This window comes from Rhodococcus sp. NPDC060176 (assembly GCF_042728675.1).
In the GTDB taxonomy this organism is placed as follows: domain Bacteria; phylum Actinomycetota; class Actinomycetes; order Mycobacteriales; family Mycobacteriaceae; genus Rhodococcus_F.
This window is the reverse complement of record NZ_JBHWYS010000006.1, coordinates 202,174-219,666: the sequence shown is the minus strand read 5'-3', so window position 1 is coordinate 219,666 and position 17,493 is coordinate 202,174. Positions and strand designations below refer to the sequence as shown.

At 62.8% G+C, this 17,493-nt stretch carries 17 protein-coding genes and 1 riboswitch; of the genes, 5 read left to right on the top strand and 12 right to left on the bottom strand.

Annotated elements, in window-relative coordinates:
* Positions 1 to 4: 4 nt before the first annotated feature.
* Genes ACFWEM_RS25510 through recO form a run of 3 tightly spaced genes read right to left on the bottom strand, consistent with a single transcriptional unit; the run spans position 5 to position 2,014 of the window.
* Positions 5 to 427: a YbjN domain-containing protein gene (locus ACFWEM_RS25510; protein WP_003944449.1), complete on the bottom strand. Its 423-nt coding sequence runs from the start codon at positions 425 to 427 to the stop codon at positions 5 to 7.
* Complete coding sequence (locus ACFWEM_RS25505; RefSeq protein WP_019749001.1) at positions 424 to 1,242, bottom strand: isoprenyl transferase; 819 nt, start codon at positions 1,240 to 1,242, stop codon at positions 424 to 426. The genes ACFWEM_RS25510 and ACFWEM_RS25505 overlap by 4 nt, the downstream gene beginning before the upstream one ends.
* Positions 1,199 to 2,014, bottom strand: a complete 816-nt coding sequence (gene recO, locus ACFWEM_RS25500) for a DNA repair protein RecO (RefSeq protein ID WP_019749002.1) — start codon at positions 2,012 to 2,014, stop codon at positions 1,199 to 1,201. The genes ACFWEM_RS25505 and recO overlap by 44 nt, the downstream gene beginning before the upstream one ends.
* Positions 2,015 to 2,111: 97 nt before the next feature.
* On the opposite strand from recO, the gene ACFWEM_RS25495 reads away from it, so the two are divergent.
* Entirely contained in the window at positions 2,112 to 2,861 is a 750-nt protein-coding gene (locus ACFWEM_RS25495) for a TetR/AcrR family transcriptional regulator (protein WP_378538236.1), read from the top strand.
* A 15-nt stretch (positions 2,862 to 2,876) separates the two neighbouring features.
* Here the strand turns inward: ACFWEM_RS25495 and ACFWEM_RS25490 are convergent, their stop codons facing one another.
* Positions 2,877 to 3,866: a diiron oxygenase gene (locus tag ACFWEM_RS25490; protein WP_378538233.1), complete on the bottom strand. Its 990-nt coding sequence runs from the start codon at positions 3,864 to 3,866 to the stop codon at positions 2,877 to 2,879.
* Between the two features lie 104 nt (positions 3,867 to 3,970).
* Complete coding sequence (locus tag ACFWEM_RS25485) at positions 3,971 to 4,411, bottom strand: DoxX family protein (protein WP_378538231.1); 441 nt, start codon at positions 4,409 to 4,411, stop codon at positions 3,971 to 3,973.
* 139 nt (positions 4,412 to 4,550) lie between these two features.
* A riboswitch (TPP riboswitch) is annotated at positions 4,551 to 4,644 on the top strand.
* On the opposite strand from ACFWEM_RS25485, the gene ACFWEM_RS25480 reads away from it, so the two are divergent.
* Complete coding sequence (locus ACFWEM_RS25480) at positions 4,635 to 5,426, top strand: 3-oxoacyl-ACP reductase (RefSeq protein ID WP_378447905.1); 792 nt, start codon at positions 4,635 to 4,637, stop codon at positions 5,424 to 5,426. Its footprint overlaps the riboswitch before it by 10 nt.
* Entirely contained in the window at positions 5,426 to 6,706 is a 1,281-nt protein-coding gene (locus tag ACFWEM_RS25475; protein ID WP_378538228.1) for an LLM class flavin-dependent oxidoreductase, read from the top strand. Before ACFWEM_RS25480 ends, ACFWEM_RS25475 begins: the two co-directional genes overlap by 1 nt.
* On the opposite strand, the gene dinB is transcribed toward ACFWEM_RS25475, so the two are convergent.
* Complete coding sequence (gene dinB / locus ACFWEM_RS25470) at positions 6,703 to 8,001, bottom strand: DNA polymerase IV (protein WP_378538221.1); 1,299 nt, start codon at positions 7,999 to 8,001, stop codon at positions 6,703 to 6,705. The genes ACFWEM_RS25475 and dinB overlap by 4 nt on opposite strands.
* A 121-nt stretch (positions 8,002 to 8,122) precedes the next feature.
* Here dinB and ACFWEM_RS25465 point away from each other — a divergent pair, with 121 nt between their 5' ends.
* Together ACFWEM_RS25465 and ACFWEM_RS25460 are read left to right on the top strand one after the other, a co-directional pair.
* Complete coding sequence (locus tag ACFWEM_RS25465) at positions 8,123 to 8,584, top strand: MarR family winged helix-turn-helix transcriptional regulator (RefSeq protein ID WP_378538214.1); 462 nt, start codon at positions 8,123 to 8,125, stop codon at positions 8,582 to 8,584.
* Positions 8,581 to 9,561, top strand: coding sequence for a zinc-binding alcohol dehydrogenase family protein (locus ACFWEM_RS25460; protein ID WP_378538211.1), 981 nt, complete (start codon positions 8,581 to 8,583; stop codon positions 9,559 to 9,561). Before ACFWEM_RS25465 ends, ACFWEM_RS25460 begins: the two co-directional genes overlap by 4 nt.
* A gap of 23 nt (positions 9,562 to 9,584) precedes the next feature.
* On the opposite strand, the gene ACFWEM_RS25455 is transcribed toward ACFWEM_RS25460, so the two are convergent.
* Genes ACFWEM_RS25455 through kdpF form a run of 6 tightly spaced genes read right to left on the bottom strand, consistent with a single transcriptional unit; the run spans position 9,585 to position 17,352 of the window.
* Positions 9,585 to 10,265 carry a response regulator gene (locus tag ACFWEM_RS25455; RefSeq protein WP_003944545.1) on the bottom strand — a complete coding sequence of 227 codons (681 nt, stop codon included), beginning with the start codon at positions 10,263 to 10,265 and terminating at the stop codon, positions 9,585 to 9,587.
* Complete coding sequence (locus tag ACFWEM_RS25450; protein WP_378538209.1) at positions 10,262 to 12,802, bottom strand: DUF4118 domain-containing protein; 2,541 nt, start codon at positions 12,800 to 12,802, stop codon at positions 10,262 to 10,264. The genes ACFWEM_RS25455 and ACFWEM_RS25450 overlap by 4 nt, the downstream gene beginning before the upstream one ends.
* A 7-nt stretch (positions 12,803 to 12,809) precedes the next feature.
* Positions 12,810 to 13,460 carry a potassium-transporting ATPase subunit C gene (locus ACFWEM_RS25445; RefSeq protein WP_378538205.1) on the bottom strand — a complete coding sequence of 217 codons (651 nt, stop codon included), beginning with the start codon at positions 13,458 to 13,460 and terminating at the stop codon, positions 12,810 to 12,812.
* A 6-nt stretch (positions 13,461 to 13,466) separates the two neighbouring features.
* The gene (gene kdpB / locus ACFWEM_RS25440; RefSeq protein ID WP_378538201.1) at positions 13,467 to 15,572 is read right to left on the bottom strand and encodes a potassium-transporting ATPase subunit KdpB; all 2,106 of its coding nucleotides are present in this window, start codon (positions 15,570 to 15,572) and stop codon (positions 13,467 to 13,469) included.
* Positions 15,569 to 17,254 (bottom strand): potassium-transporting ATPase subunit KdpA, encoded by a 1,686-nt coding sequence (kdpA, locus tag ACFWEM_RS25435; RefSeq protein WP_283304186.1) that lies wholly within the window; start codon positions 17,252 to 17,254, stop codon positions 15,569 to 15,571. Before kdpA ends, kdpB begins: the two co-directional genes overlap by 4 nt.
* Entirely contained in the window at positions 17,254 to 17,352 is a 99-nt protein-coding gene (kdpF, locus tag ACFWEM_RS25430; RefSeq protein ID WP_007731078.1) for a K(+)-transporting ATPase subunit F, read from the bottom strand. The genes kdpA and kdpF overlap by 1 nt, the downstream gene beginning before the upstream one ends.
* Between the last annotated feature and the right edge of the window lie 141 nt (positions 17,353 to 17,493).

Sequence of the window (17,493 nt, the reverse complement as noted above, 5' to 3'; positions counted from 1 at the left end):
AGCGTCAGGGAATCAAACCCTGCCGGGCGGTATCGGCGCCGGTGAGCGCGAGTAGCAACATCGTGGTCAGTGCCTCGTCGTCCAGTCCGGCCGCCGGGAACGTGTACCGCAGGATGACGTCCGCCAGGCTGCCGTGACCGAACACCGCGATCGAGCCGAATTGGATGGTCCGATTCCGCTCGGCCACCTTGCGATGCAGTGCCGCGCTGACCGGCCGGTCCCACGCGAGAACACACGTCATGGACAGCACGTCCAGACCCTCGGACAGATTCATCGCCTGGATCGAACACAGCGCGCCGGAGTACTGAAAACCCAGTGATCCGTCGGCAGCCACATCGACCGTCACGAAATGCGCCAGCGAGGCGGCCGCACGTTCTTGAAGGCGGGATGCTTCGTCGGTGGTATCGGTCATGTTCTCCCCTGTCATTTGACGCCACCGAATCTACGGTCGCGTGAGGCGTATTCGACGCACGCGGCCCAGAGGTCGCGGCGATCGAAATCGGGAAACAGCTTCTCCTGGTACACCATTTCGGCGTAGGCGGATTGCCAGATCAAGAAATTGGATGTCCGCTGTTCTCCCGATGGACGCAGGAACAGATCGACGTCGGGCATGTCGGGTTCGTCGAGGTACTTGGCCACCGTTGCCTCGGTGATCTTGTCCGGATTGATCTCGCCGGCGGCGACGCGCTTCGCGATTTCCTTTACCGCATCGGCAATTTCGGCCCGGCCGCCGTAATTCACGCACATGGTCAAGTTCATGACGGTGTTGTTCTTGGTCAGTTCTTCGGCGATCTCGAGTTCCTTGATCACACTCGCCCACAGGCGCGGTTTACGGCCGGCCCACCGAACACGCACACCCATTTCGTTCATCTCGTCACGTCGGCGGCGGATGACGTCACGGTTGAAGCCCATCAGGAATCGAACCTCGTCGGGACTGCGCTTCCAGTTCTCGGTGGAGAAGGCGTAGGCGGAGAGCCACTCGACGCCCATCTCGATGCAACCGCACACCGTGTCCATCAGGACAGCTTCGCCGCGTTCGTGCCCGGCGGTTCGCGGCAAACCGCGCTCTTGAGCCCACCGACCGTTGCCGTCCATCACCAACGCGACGTGGCGCGGGATGAGTTCGGTTTGCAGGATGGGCGGGGTCGCCCCGGACGGATGTGGGTCCGGTGGCCGGATCACCCGTTCAGCAGCAGGATCAAGCGGAGTTCGCGGTTCGCGTCGTCGAATCACGGGTTCCATCCTGCCTCACGGACAAGTCGACCTCGACGGCTGCATGCGGCCTCGAACGCTCGATCAGCGGCAACGTCCGCAATTGGCGCTCGAGATGCCACTGCAGGTGTGCCGCGACCAGTCCGCTGGCTTGAGTCCGCAGAGTCGCGGGCGCCGAGTCGGTACCCTCCCACTCTCCTCGGAGCAGGGCTTCCATCAAGTCGAGCACTCCGGGTGACGGCGTCGCAGCACCCGCCGGGCGGCAATAGGTACACACAGCTCCACCTGCGGCGACGTGAAATGCCCGGTGCGGTCCAGGAGCGCTGCAGCGCGCACACTCTTCGAGGGCAGGTGCCCAACCCGCATAGCCCATGGCTCGCAACAAGAACGCGTCGAGCACGAACTCGACCGGTCGTGCCTGCTCGGCGATCGCGCGCAGTGCACCCACCGTCAATCGCTGAAGCTGCGGGGCCGGCGCACGTTCCTCACCGGCCAACCGCTCGGCAGTTTCGAGTACGGCGCAGGCCGTGGTGTACCGGCTGTAGTCGTCGACGATGTCGGTGGCGAACGCATCCACTGTCTGCACCTGGGTGATGATGTCGAGATTCTTGCCGGGGAGAAGCTGCACGTCGATGTGAGCAAACGGTTCGAGTCTTGCCCCGAATTTGGAGGTTGTTCGGCGGACACCTTTGGCCACGGCACGCACCAACCCGAACTGACGGGTGAGCAACGTGACGATGTGGTCGGCTTCGCCCAGTTTGTGCAGGCGCAGCACCACCGCCGTGTCTCGATACAACCTCACTCGACCAGTGTCCCACGTCGTACCGACGACCGATCCCGATGCCGCGCCCGATGAGCAAGTCGGAAACACGGCAGGTCCGTCCGGATAGACTGGCGCGATGCCGAGCGACGCAATTGCGCAACCTGTCACTGCAGAGTTGACCGGTCGCGAAGCGCGGTGGGAGCGACACAACTCCGAGCGTCAGAAACGGATACTCACCTCGGCTGTCGAACTGATCGAAGAGCGCGCGGCAGGTGCCGAGGTGTCCGTCCAGCAGATCGCCGACCGTGCCGGCCTCGCCAAGTCGGTGGTGTACCGACAATTCAGCGGCCGAGACGACCTCGATCGACGAGTCCGAGCGTTTGTGCTCGGCCAATTTGCGGCGGCCCTGGATGCGTCGATGAGCATTTCGGTAGGCACTCTCGACCAGATCCTGACCCGAACCATCAGCGCCGTCGCCGAGTGGATCACCGAGCATCCACGGATTCACGAGTTCATGGGTACCGGCCCCACCGACTACGACGACGAGAGCATCGACGCGATCAGCAGCCTGAAGGCGACAATCGCCGACTCGGCCCGCACCACTATCACCGAAGTCGGTCGATCCGTGGGGATCGACTCCTCACCCTTCGATTCACTACCGTTCGCAGTGGTGACAATGGTCGAGGGCACGCTCACCCACTGGGTCCGAAGCACCGATCCGAACCCGAGCCGCGAAGAGATCGTCGCCGACCTCGCGAAATACACCTGGTACATGTTCGACGGCGTTGCCCGCTCGAGCGGCCTCACGATCGATCCCCACGTCGAATTGTCCACGCTCATCGCTGAACTGGTGTCCTCCGACGGCCAGTCCTCGCTGCCTGACTAGATCCGGGCCACCTGACTAGATCCGTGTTTTGTCGGAGCGCTTCGGCTCGCCGCGATAGCGTGCGTAGTCGCCGTCGATGCCCAGCTTTCGCCACGCCCGCTTCGACACCGGGTTCATCAGACCGAGTTCGTCTGCCAGGGCCCGCATTTCACCGAAGTAGTTCCCCAGAATTCGGCGGGAATGCGGGCTGCCCCAGAAAGCACTCGCCATCACGTCTTCGGGAATGCCGAATTCTTCGGCGAATTCCTTGGGCGGTGACATGATTTCGCCTGCGAGCCAACGCATCGCGCCGGGGAAGGCTACCGACGTCATTGCCCGACTGGTACGACTGAGCCTGGGAACGTGATTGCGCAGGAACTCGTGCGCAAACGAAATATGTCTCGCTTCTTCGGCGATGTGAATCTCCATGGTGCGGAGCATCGCCGGCGGGGTGTCCTTACCTTCGCGGATCAAGTCCTTCTGGAAGTGGTCGATCGGCTCTTCTCCGGCAAGAATGCCTATGAAGAAGATGACCGGGAACTTGGCACCCAGCACTCCGATGATGGGCGAGAGTCGCCGGAACATCGGACGCATACCCGGCACGTCGATGTCCATACGATTGACGAGTTCCTGGAACATCTGGATGTGATTGCACTCTTCGGTCATCTCGTGCAGGCAGTACCGGAACTCGGGTGACTGATTGGGAAGCGCCATGATGTACTGCAGCATTCCCCGGATCAAGATGCTCTCGAACGCCGAACCCACCTTGGTCACGTTGGCCTGACGCCACATTCCCATCGCGATTCGACGTTCCAGGGACTGCTCCTGGTACCACTGCGTCGCGCCGAGGGGGTCCGAGACGGACGAGAGCACCCATCTCGGATCATGTGGATCGATCGCGAACTCTGGTGAATCCCAGTCGATGTCGAGGTAGGGATCAAAACTGCGGGCCACTGAGCCCTCGGACAAAGTCTGCAGTACCTCGTGGTACGGCAGTTCCACTTCGATCGACGCTGACCGAGCCATCGGTGTCTCCTCACGGCCAGTCCGCCGATTGCAGTCGACGGACTTGAATGAGGTCAAACATAATGGGACACCGCGTCCCACGCAACCCCTTCGGTGGCCTGATTTCAGGCCTGACGGAGCGGAATGATCTCGCGAACCTTCTCATCTCGGAGATACAGTCCAGCCCACATCACGATTCCGGCGTAGACGGCAAACAATGTGGTGCTCACCAGAGGCTGTTCAGCTCGAAGGTTGGTCAACACAGCGCCACCCAGGTAACCGGTGAGCAGAATCGCGCCGAGCACGGACGTTCGCGGAATCACGTACAGCGCAAGGCAGATCAACTGCACCACCCCGGCTGCCAGGGCAAGAGAGTCGGGCAACCCCAGCTCGGCCGAGGCGTCCTTGACCGTCTGCAGATTGAGGATGTGGATGATGCCGTCGAACAGCATGAAAAGTACGAACAGACCACTCAGGACGTATCCGACCTTGCGCGCGGTCCCCGAAGGTGCCGTTCGTGTTGCATCACCGGAAAGGGTGTCGTGGTGGGCAGGCTGGGTAGTCATCGGAATCTCCCGGGGCGAAGGCGAGCGGCCGGTTGCCACTTCGCTTGCCAATAACGACTCCCCAGCGATCGAAAACTCATCGCGCCGGCAATTACCACGCACCCGGCGTTCAGGTGGGTTCACCTCTCGTGGTCTGATGGACGGCGACACGGGGTGCCGAAAAAGTCGGCTGAGATCAGACCCGATGAACCTGACCAGTTAGCACTGGCGGAGGGATGTCGACATGACCGAACAGCAATTTCAGCGCGCTCTCGAACTCAGCGAGCAGATCGTCCTGATCACCGGTGGCGCCCGCGGGCTCGGAGCCGCACTGAGCCGAGCATTCTCCCGCTCAGGCGCCCGGGTGATCGTGAACTACAACAAGAGCCGTGATGCCGCCGAGGCCCTGGTCGCCGAACTGGGCGAGGATCGCACCTTCGCAGTCCAGGCGGACGTGACGGACCGCAGCTCCGTCGATCAGTTGTTCGCCGCTGCACTCGAGCGATTCGACGCACCGATCTCGACCGTGGTCGACAATGCACTCGTCGACTTCTCGTTCAACGGTGACGCCCGGCCGAACGCGGACACGATCACCTGGGCCGACTTCGACTCCCAACTACGCGGAGCTGTCGCCGGGACACTCAACACCACCCAGGCAGCACTCCCCGGCATGCGAGAACTCGGGTTCGGCCGAATCATCACTGTCGGAACCAATCTGGTCCAGAATCCGGTAGTTCCGTACCACGACTACACCGCCGCCAAAGCCGCACTGTTGGCACTGACGAGGACATTGTCCGCGGACCTCGGTCCGGACGGGATCACCGTCAACATGGTCTCCGGCGGCTTGCTCCGCACCACGGACGCGAGTGCCGCGACGCCGGAAGCAGTATTCGACATGATCGCGGCAAGTACTCCCCTGCGCCGGGTCACGACACCGGACGAATTCGCCGACGCCGCACTGTTCTTCGCCTCGCCCTGGTCGCGGGCCGTGACCGGCCAGAACCTGGTTGTCGACGGCGGACTCGTCAAGAACTGATGGGAACACAGCTACGGATAGGTGCGTTTCTTCTCGAGTGCGGACATCACAGTGCAGCGTGGCGTCACCGCGACTCACCGGTCGAAAGGCTCGGCGACATCACGTATTACGAGTCGCTCGCCCAGATCGCCGAACGCGGCAAGCTGGACGCCGTCTTCTTCGCTGACGGTCACAGTGTTCGCGAACCCGAGTCGGGTGCGTCGTGGTTTCTCGAGCCGATCACCGCATTGACTGCCATGGCGCGAGCGACAACGAACATCGGTCTGGTCACCACCATTTCCACGACTTTCTACACGCCGTTTCACGCGGCGCGGCTGTTGGCATCACTCGACCACATCAGCGGCGGCCGGGCCGGCTGGAACGTCGTGACCTCGATGTTCGACCAGGAAGCGCGCAACCACGGACTGGAGGCGATGCCGGACCACGCGTCCAGATATGAACGAGCCGACGAATTTGTCGAAGTAGCCCTCGCACTGTGGGATTCATGGTCGGAAGACTCCCTGATCCTCGACCGCGGCGGGCGTTTCGCCGACGCCGGCAAGATTTCTCGAATCAATCACGACGGCAAGCATTTTCGGGTGGACGGCCCGTTGACGGTTCCGCGATCCCCGCAGGGTAGGCCGGTGTTGTTCCAGGCCGGGGCGTCCGAGCAGGGTCGCGATCTGGCGGCGCGGCGCGCCGAAGCAATCTATTCGGTTGCCTACGACCTCCCCAGCGCGCAGAAGTACTACGCGGACGTGAAATCGAGAATCGAACGCGCCGGCAGGGATTCCGCCGCCGTCGCGGTCATGCCGGGCTTGGTCACCTACGTCGGCAGCACGGTCGCCGAAGCCAGGGCGAAGAAGGCCGAATTGGACCGCCTTCTGCCCACTGAACAGTCGATACGCCAACTGTCATTGTTCACCGGACAGAACTGCGAAGACTGGGATCTCGACGGTCCTGTCCCCCCACTACCGCCGCTCGAGGCATTCACCGGGCCGCAGGGACGCTACGCAACGATTCTGCGGATCGTCGAGAAGGATTCACCGACAGTGCGTGAGCTCCTCGGAACATTGGCTGCCGGTGGCGGACACGCAACAATGATCGGAACACCCGAATCCATCGCTGACGAAATGGAAGCCTGGTTGCACGGCCGCGGCGCCGACGGCTTCAATCTGATGCCACCGACCTATCCCCACGGTCTGGAAGATTTTGTCGATCACGTGATTCCGGCATTGCAGGCTCGTGGGTTGTTCCGTCGCGAGTACGACGGAGCAACTCTGCGAGAAAATCTCACCTAGTCCGGAAGCAACGGCACCGACAGATCCGGGTCGCGCCCCAGAAGGACTCCCCTCGTGAGGGCTGCGGAGCCGAACTTCTTCCGGACGCTGTCCATCGCCGAGTCGAGGGCGGCAGTGTCCGGACCCGCGAATCCTGGACCGTCGAAGGGCAATTCGAGTTGTTCGGCGCCGTCCCGATCCAGGTTGGAGACTGCCACACCGATCAACGTGATGCCCTTGTCCGCGATCAGCGGTATCGCTTCGTCCAGCAGCACCATCGAGGCGTTCAGCAGTTCCGCTGTGTCGGCCGTGGACCGGCGCAGCGTGTGAGATCGAGTAGCCCGCGTGAAATCTGCGAAGCGGAGGCGGAGCGTGACCGTACGCCCCGTCCGCTGCGCCGAGCGCATGCGTCGACTGACACGGTCGACCAGCGACATCAACGACGCATCGAGTTCTGTGCGGGGATGGGATCCGCGACCGAGCGCATGCTGCGCGCCCATCGAACTGCGGCCGCGATAGGCCCGGACCGGGCGCGGATCTCGGTTGTGCGAGAGCGCGTAGAGATGCCGGCCGGCGCCGCCGCCGAGAATCGACACGATCGAGGATTCGTCGTGCCGAGCAATGTCGCCCACCGTCACGATGTCGAAGTTTCGCAGCTTCTGGGCGGTGATCTTGCCGACGCCCCACAGCTTCTCGACAGGCAACGGATGCAGGAATTCGGTTTCGCCCTCTGGTGGCACCCGCAGCAATCCGTCGGGTTTCGCGAACGCGCTCGCGACCTTGGCCAGGAACTTGGTGCGCGCGATGCCGACCGTGATCGGTAGTCCGACCTGCTCGGCGACGTCACGCCTGAGGTTCGCACCGATCTGCAATGGCGTGCCGACGATCCGGGCCAATCCCCCGACCTCGAGGAACGCTTCGTCGATCGAAATTCCCTCGACCAGCGGCGACGTGTCATGAAAGACGTCGAACACGTCTTTGCTCGCTTGCGAGTATGCGGACATTCGCGGAGGAACGACTATCGCCTGGGGACACAGGGAACGGGCCTGACCACCGCTCATCGCAGTTCGAACCCCGAAGGCCTTGGCCTCGTAGCTTGCCGCCAGGACCACGCCACCGCCGACGATGACAGGCCTACCTGCCAGAGTCGGGTCGTCGCGTTGCTCGACTGATGCGTAGAACGAATCGAGGTCCGCGTGCAGGATCGTTGCGTCACCCGGAGGCCGACTGCCGTCAGAACGAGTAGCGCCAGAACGAGTAGCGCCAGGGTGATCACCTGGCGTTTCTTGCTCGAACGGTTCGTGCGACACGAACATATGTTCCCATGCCCTGTCGACAAAGCGGAAGCCCGCAAATAGATTCCATGGAATTTATAGTGAATCAGGCGTACGGTGAAAAAATGATTCCACGGAATGCATATCGATTCGGAGTCTGGTTGTGACCAGGTCAGACCTGAGTAGCCACTTCGACAATCTCGTCCGCTTCGAAACCGAATTGTGGACGGCTATCGACCAGAGACTCCGAACCGAGCACGACCTGCCGCTGAGCCGATTCGAGCCGATGCAGATCATCGGCAGACTCGGTTCCTGCCGGGTCTTCGACATCGCCGAAGCACTCGCGATCACCGTCGGCGGCACCAGCAAGTTGGTGGATCGGATCGAGTCCTCGGGCCACTGCCGTCGACAATCCAATCCCGCTGACAAACGATCCTCACTCATCGAGTTGACCCCCGAGGGCAATGCACTGTTGGGGCGGGCGAATGACACGTTCGACGACGAACTGGAACGCCGTCTCGGTTCCGCCCTGACACCCGAGGCTCTCGACCGGTTCGGCGCCACACTGGCCACGCTCCGCGAGGTCAACCGTCGACTGACACCGGCCACGAAGGAGAAATCATGACTGCCACAATGCGGGCAATCGTGCTCGACGCCCCCGGTCCGCCAGAAGCATTGACGATCAAGGAGATTCCGATACCGGTGCCGGTCACCGGGTGGGTGCTGATCCGGGTGAAGGCCTTCGGTCTCAATCGATCCGAACTCCACACCCGACTCGGCCTCGCCGACGGCGTGACATTCCCGCGGGTGCCTGGCATCGAGGCCGTCGGTGAAGTGGTGAACTGCCCCGGCGGGGAGTTGGCCGAAGGACAGCAGGTCGCCGCCATGATGGGCGGGATGGGGAGGACGTTCGACGGCGGATACGCCGAGTACACGTGCGTTCCCCTCAGTCAGGTCGTTCCCTTCTCGAGCGAACTGGACTGGTCGACAGTGGGAGCTGTTCCAGAGATGCTGCAGACGTCCTACGGCTCGCTAACGGTAGGACTGGACGCGAAATCCGGTCAATCCCTGTTGATCCGGGGAGGAACCTCCTCAGTCGGCATGGCAACCGCAGTCCTGGCGAAGCAGTGGGGACTCACTGTCCTTGCGACGACCCGAGATGCGAGCAAAGCATCGTCGTTGACCGCGATCGGGGTTGACCACGTTATCGTCGACCACGGTGCTGTAGCCGGCCAGGTTCGAGACATCCTTCCGGGCGGTGTTGATCTGGCCCTCGAATTGGTCGGAACACCAACACTTCCCGACACGTTGCGCGCGACCCGCGTTCACGGCACCGTGTGTTTCACGGGCATGCTGTCCAACGAGTGGACAGTCAAAGACTTTTATCCGATCGACTACATTCCACGCGGAGTGCGATTGACCTCGTACGGTGGGGACGCGTCCGACCTGACTGCAGACGTACTGCAAGACTTCCTCTCCGCTGTGGCGTCAGGCGATGCAGTGGTCCCGATCGACGAGGTATTCGCGTTCGAGGACATCGCCCGAGCACACGCGAAAATGGAAGCCGGCACGGCTCGTGGCAAATTGGTAGTGGTTCTCTGACCTGGCTTCTCACACCTGGCGCCTCACACCACGAATCGATAACCCATTCCCGCCTCGGTGATCAGATGTTTGGGGTTGGCCGGGTCGTCTTCGAGTTTGCGACGAAGCTGAGCAAGGTAGACACGCAGATAGTGGGTTTCGGTGTCATACGCCGGTCCCCACACCTCCCGAAGCAATTCCTTCTGCCCGACCAGCTTTCCGCGGTTGCGCACAAGCATCTCGAGCATGCCCCACTCGGTCGGCGTCAGGTGCACCTGTTCACCGCGCCGACTCACTGTTTTGGCAGCCAAGTCCACCGTGAAGGACGCAGTCTCGACCGACGGTTCCGAAGTGTCCGCCGCGGAGGTTCCCCGCCTCGCCGCAGCGCGCACGCGGGCCAGAAACTCGTCCATCCCGAAGGGCTTGGTGACGTAGTCGTCAGCACCGGCGTCGAGCGCCTCCACCTTGTCCGCGGAGTCGGTGCGCGCCGAGAGCACGATGACCGGCGCCGTGCACCAGCCGCGCAGGCCGGCAAGCACTTCGGTGCCGTCCATGTCCGGCAGTCCGAGATCGAGTACCACGACGTCCGGTGGACGCTCGGCAGCAGCCCGCAGTGCGCCGGCGCCGGTCGACGCGGTCACCACCTCATACCCGCGCACCGAAAGATTGATACGCAGAGCTCGCAGAATCTGCGGTTCGTCGTCCACTACCAGGATTCGACTCATGATCCATTCCCATTCGTACCGGCCGCAGCCAACTCCACGATCATCGTCAATCCCCCACCGGGTGTGTCTGTGGCGCTGACCGTTCCGCCCATTGCGTCGACGAATCCGCGCACCACGGAAAGCCCGAGGCCCACTCCGCCGGTGTTGTCGCGATCTCCCATCCGTTGGAACGGCTGGAACATCGTTTCGGCCTCACCTCGCGGAACACCCGGGCCCGTATCGGCAACACTGATCACCACACGATCACCGAGTTGCGCCGCCCCAACTCGCACCGGGGTTTCTCCCCCGTAGCGCAGAGCGTTGTCGACGATGTTCGCAATCACCCGTTCGAGCAGACCTTGATCTGCTTGCACTGCAACGGTACCCACGTCGACGACTACGCTTCGAGCCCGTGAATCCGAGCGTCCACCGATGCCGAGGCCCAGCAATGCGCGGTGAACCACCTCGTCCAGATACACCGGCCGCAGCGTGGGTTTCACCACGCCGGCGGCAAGGCGGGACGAGTCGAGCAAGTTCCCGACCAGTGCCGTCAACTGATCCGCCGACTCCTCGATGGTCGCGAGTAGTTCGGCGGTGTCCTCGGGCGAGAACTCGATGTCGTCGCTGCGCAGACTCGACACCGCCGCCTTCACTCCGGCGAGAGGCGTTCGCAGGTCATGGCTTACCGCTGACAGCAGGGCTCGGCGCAGTTGATCGGCCTCGGTGAGCGCGGCAGCCTTGCTCGCCTCGACTGTCAGTTCCTCCTGGCGGATCATCCCGACTGCTTGGTGAGCCACCACCGTCAGCACCCGTCGATCACGCGCACTCAGGTCGGGCCCAGCCAACAACAGCGCGTATTCCCCGTCGTTGACCTCACAGACCGTATCCGCTTCGTCGTCCGTGGTCGGCGGCTGCGTACCCACGGCGGCGATGACTCCGTCGTCGTGATGAATGACGGAAACCCCTCGCTGGCGATAGATTTCGAGTGCCTTCGCCAGAAGTGTCGACAGATCCGCTCCGCGGAGAACTGATCCCGCGAACAGTGTGAGCAGTTCGGCTTCCTCGGAGGCGCGCTTCGCCTCGCGGGCGCGCTTTGCTGCGGCGTCGACCAGAACGGCAACTGCCACAGCCACGATCAACAGCACGACAGTGGTGATGAAGTTGTCAGGTTCGGCGATGGTGAAGCTGTACCGCGGATCGGTGAAGAAGTAATTGAGCAGCAGTCCCGAGATCAGTGCCGACAATATCGCCGGGCCGACGCCGCCGAGGAGGGCGACCAGAACGACCACGACGAAGAACAGTGCGTTCTCGCCGTTGACCCCGGAGATTCGGTCGACGAGCCCCATGATCGCGGCCGCGAGCGAAGGCACGACGATCGCCGCAATCCACGACAGGACCCGGCGCTCCGAGCGCCCCAGCACCGAAATGCGTCGTCGCGCCGTCGCTTCCTCGTGCGTGACCATGTGGACGTCGATACCGCCGGACTGCTGAACGACCGCGGCGCCGATCCCCTCGTCGAGGATGCGGGCCAGCCGAGATCGCCGCGACGTTCCCAGTACCAACTGGGTGGCGTTCTCCTCGCGGGCGAACTCGAGGAGCGTCGACGGTACGTCGTCACCGACGACGGTGTGGAGTGTGGCGCCGACCCCGACGGCCAATGCACGCACCTTGCCCATCTCCGGGGCCGAGACCCCGGTGAGTCCGTCACCGCGCACGACGTGGACCACCATCAGTTCGGCACTCGATTTCGACGCGATACGAGATGCGCGTCGTACCAGGGTTTCCGACTCCGGTCCCCCGGTCACGGCAACGACGACACGCTCGCGCGCTTCCCAGGTATCGGTGATCTTGTTCTCGGCCCGGTATTTCGCCAGTGCGGCGTCCACCTGATCGGCCACCCACAGCAGTGCCAGTTCGCGTAGCGCCGTGAGGTTTCCGCGTCTGAAGTAATTGCCCAAGGCCGCATCGACCCGTTCCGGTGAATACACGTTTCCGTGAGAAAGTCTGCGGCGCAGCGCCTCCGGGGTGATGTCGACCAGCTCGACCTGCGCCGCACTACGCACTACCGCGTCCGGAACCGTCTCCTGCTGAACCACGCCGGTGATGTGCGCGACAACGTCGTTGAGGCTTTCGAGGTGTTGCACGTTGACCGTGGACAGAACGTCGATCCCGGCTTCGAGCAGTTCCTGTACGTCCTGCCAGCGCTTGTGATTCTTGCTCCCTGGCGTGTTGGTATGTGCCAACTCGTCTACCAGGACAAGGGCCGGACGCCGAGCCAACACGGCCTCGACGTCCAGTTCCGGCATCCGAGTTCCGCGATAATCCACCAGCTTGGGCGGCACGATCTCGAGGTCTCCGATCTGCGCCGCGGTGCGGGCGCGGCCGTGTGTCTCCACGACGGCCGCGACCACGTCACAGCCCCGATCTCGACGCCGATGAGCCTCACCGAGCATCGCGAAGGTCTTTCCGACGCCGGGGGCAGCGCCGAGGTAGATACGCAATTCACCACGTTTGCGTGCCCTACCGAAAGATTGACCGACCTTCTCCGAAGAACTCACGTGACAATCATCCACCAGTCGTCGGCGTAGCACACGTAGGTGCCGTCAATCCGAGTGCCAGATTCAATTCGAGGACGTTGACTCGCTCGACCCCGAGAAATCCGAGTTGTCTGCCGTCGGTGTGCTCGGCCACCAGATCCCGCACCTTCTCTTCCGAGATGCCGTTGTTCGCCGCCACCCTCGCGACCTGTAATTCGGCGTACGCCGGACTGATGTGGGGATCGATACCCGATCCCGAACCGGTGACCGCGTCGACGGGCACCGATGCCGGGTCGACGCCCTCACGGGCCGCGATGGCGGCCCGACGTTCGATGACGAATCCGGCCAGAACTTCGCTGCTCGGCCCCTGATTGGACGGCAATGCCGCAGCGGGATCACCGGTGGCAAAAGGATCCTCGTCCGATACCGATCCGACAACACGGTTGTGGAAGAACGGGTCCTGCTGCCCTTCGGCTACCTGTGGATCTACACCCACCCAGGCACTGCCGACCACGCAACCGGCGGCATCGGTGACCGGTGAGCCTTCGGCAGATCCGGAGCTGATCCGACTGACACCCCAGACCGCAGCGGGGTAGATCACACCGAGAACGACGGTGAGCGCGAGCAATACGAGCAAACCCGCCCACACCTGTTTGGCAAAACCGATAGTGAAACGCATGTCAGGTCACCCAATTCCAGGAATCAAACGTACGACGAGATCGATCAGCCAGATACCGACGAACGGTGTGATCACGCCGCCGAGCCCGTAGACGAGCAGGTTGCGTCCGAGCAACTGCGACGCCGTCGACGGTCGGTATCGAACACCCTTGAGTGCCAACGGAATCAACCCGATGATTACCAGGGCGTTGAAAATCACGGCCGAGACGATCGCCGATTCGGGGGTGGCGAGCCGCATGATGTTCAACGCGTCCAGTTGCGGGTAGATGCCGCTGAACAATGCAGGCAGGATTGCGAAATACTTCGCGAGATCGTTCGCCAACGAGAAGGTGGTCAACGCGCCGCGGGTGATCAGCAGTTGCTTGCCGATCTCGACTACCTCGATCAGCTTGGTGGGGTCGGAATCGAGATCGACCATGTTTCCGGCCTCTTTGGCTGCCGAGGTTCCCGTGTTCATCGCGACGCCGACGTCCGCCTGGGCAAGGGCGGGAGCGTCATTGGTCCCGTCACCGGTCATCGCGACGAGGCGCCCGCCTTCCTGTTCCTTCCGAATCAGGGCCAGCTTGTCCTCCGGCGTGGCCTCCGCCATGAAGTCGTCGACGCCGGCCTGGTCGGCAATCGCCTTTGCGGTCAACGGATTGTCGCCGGTGATCATGATCGTGCGAATACCCATCGCCCGGAGTTCGGCGAACCTGTCGGCCATTCCCGGCTTGACGACATCCGACAATGCGATGACGCCGAGTATCGAGGTGCTTTCGCTGTGCTTGACGGCTACAACCAGCGGTGTACCGCCGGCTTGGGCGATGTCGTTCACGGTGTCGGTCACCGCGGTCTCTGCGTGTCCACCGCCGCTGACGACCCAGTTCATCACCGCATCTGCTGCGCCCTTTCGGATTTGGCGTCCGGAGTGGTCGAGTCCGCTCATCCGTGTTTGTGCCGTGAACGGAACGAACTCTGCGCGTTCCTCGTCCAGCGTGGGCTCGGCAGCGAGACCGAACTCCGCAGCGCACAACTCGACGATGCTCCGTCCCTCGGGAGTTCCGTCGGCCAGGCTCGACAAGCGTGCCGCCGCAGCCAGATCGTCGGCGGATACACCTGGCGCCGGATGGAGCGCGGTGGCCCGGCGGTTACCGAAGGTGATGGTTCCGGTCTTGTCCATCAACAGGGTGTCGATGTCGCCCGCAGCTTCCACCGCGCGCCCCGACATCGCGAGAACGTTGCGCTGGACGAGGCGGTCCATCCCTGCGATACCGATCGCCGAGAGCAGCGCGCCGATGGTCGTCGGGATCAGGCAGACGAGAAGTGCGATCAGCTTGATCGGATCCTGTTCGTGCCCTGCGTACAAGCCCATCGGGCCGATGGCTACGACGGCGAGGAGGAAGATGACAGTCAACGACGCCAGCAGGATGTTGAGCGCAATCTCGTTGGGTGTCTTCTGTCGCGAGGCACCCTCGACGAGCGCGATCATCCGGTCCACGAACGAACTACCCGGTGCCGCGGTGATTTCCACGACGATGCGATCGGAGAGAACCGTCGTACCACCGGTGACAGCGCAGCGGTCGCCACCGGATTCACGGACTACCGGTGCGGATTCACCGGTGATCGCCGATTCGTCCACGGACGCAATACCTTCGACCACGTCGCCGTCGCCGGGGATGACCTCACCGGCAACCACTATCACCCGATCGCCGACCACCAGTTCGGTGCCCGACACCGATTCGATCGCACCGCTCATCGTGATCCGATGTGCTGTGGTGTCCTGCTTCACCTTTCGCAGGCTCGCCGCCTGCGCCTTGCCTCGCCCTTCGGCCACGGATTCGGCGAGGTTCGCGAAGATCACCGTGAACCAGAGCCACAGGGTGATCACCCAGGAGAACACCGAGGGATCGGCGATCGCCATGACGGTGGTGATGACGGAACCGACGAACACCACGAACATGACCGGGTTGCGGGCGAGGTGGCGTGGGTCGAGTTTGCGCACGGCCCCCGGCAACGCGGTGATCATCTGCCGCGGGTTGAAAACACCTGCGTGTACTTGACGGGACTGCCCTGGATCAACCTTGTCGGCAGCGTCTTGCGCCACCACGGGTTTCTCACTGATACGCACGGTCATTGAAGAGCCTCCGCTAGCGGGCCCAGCGCGAGGGCCGGGAAGAATGTAAGTGCAGCAACAAGAACGACGGTGCCGGTCAACAAACCGGTGAACATTGGTCCGGATGTCGGGAGGGTGCCGGCCGTCGGCGCCACCTTCTTCTGCGAGGCCAGCGCACCGGCCAAAGCGAGAACGAAGATGATCGGCAGGAACCGGCCCAGGAGCATGCAGATTCCGAGAGACGACTGGAACCAGTCGCTGGTGACCGTCAGACCGCCGAACGCGCTGCCGTTGTTGTTCGAGGCGGAAGCGAAGGCGTAAAGCACCTCGCTGAACCCGTGAATCGATCCCGGCGTGCCCGGATCTCCCCCATTGCCTTGATAACCGGTGGTCGAACCGAGGATCACGGTGATGGCGGTACCGATCAAGACCAGCGCGGGCATGACCAGGATCGACAGCGCCGCAAGGGTGATCTCGCGTCGACCCAACTTCTTGCCGAGGTATTCGGGGGTGCGACCGACCAACAATCCGCCGACGAACACTGCGATCAGTGCCAGCACAAGAATCCCGTAGAGGCCGGTTCCTACTCCGCCCGGGGCGATTTCGCCGAGCAACATGTTGAGCAGGACCGCTCCGCCGCCGAGGGGCGACATGCTGTCGTGGGCCGAGTTCACCGCACCCGTCGACGTTCCCGTTGTCGCCACCGCGAACAATGCCGATCCGGGGATTCCGAAGCGAACTTCCTTGCCTTCCATCATCGAACCGGCCGCAGTGGCAGCGACACCGCGGGCACCGGATTCGGCCGCCAGCGTCACCGCGAGCAGTCCGCTCCACAGGATTCCCATCACTGCCAGCAGGGTGAGGCCTTGCCGTCGGTCACCGACCAGGGTTCCGAATGTCCGGGTGAGGCAAACCGGGATCAGCAGTATCGCCAGGATCTCGACGATATTGCTCACCGGGGTGGGATTCTCGAACGGGTGCGCCGAGTTGGCAGCCAAGATCCCGCCACCGTTGGTGCCGAGTTCCTTGATCGCTTCCTGGGACGCGACGGGAGCAAGTGCATTGGTCACCGCATTGCCGTCGAGGCCGGTGGAGGCGAAACCACTGTGGAAGGACTGGATCACTCCCTGGCTCAACAGGATCAGGGCGATCACGAAGGAGAAGGGCAGGAGGATGCGTAGAGAACCACGCGTCAGATCGACCCAGAAGTTGCCGATCTCACCGCCCCTGGCCACACGGATGAAGCCACGCACCAACGCGATTGCCACTGCCATGCCCACTGCTGCCGAGACGAAGTTCTGCACCGCCAGACCGACGGGCTGAACGAAGTTGCTCATCGTGGTTTCCGGCGTGTACGACTGCCAGTTCGTGTTCGCCACAAAGGAAATCGCGGTGTTGAAGGCAACGGCGGGGCTGACGCCTGACAGTCCGTCGTTCAGCGGCAGTACACCCTGGATCCGTTGGAGGAAGTACAAGAACAAGGCGCTCGCCAGCGAGAATCCGAGAACGCTCGCGGCGTAGCCATACCATGTCTGCTCGGCGCGAGAGTCGATCCGGCCGACGCGGTAGATCACACTCTCGACGCGCAGATCTCGCGTCGACGAGTAGACACGCGCCATGTAGTCGCCCACCGGAACGTAGGCGATGGCAAGAACGACGAGGACAAAAGCGATCTGCAGGCCGGCTGCAAGAGCGGGCGACATCAGAACCTCTCAGGATCTACGAGTGCAACAAGCAGATAGATGACCAATGCCGCGGCGACGGCGATCAGAACCACGCTGACCACGCCGGCAACCGTCATTTGGGAGCGCTCGCCTGTAGGGCGCGCAGCACGAGCGCGCACACGAGAAAACCGCCGAGAATCAGAGCAACGTAGGCCAGATCGGCCATGAGCTTCCCTCTTCGAAATCTTTTGCCGTGCTGCTGTGCATCGCAGCCATGA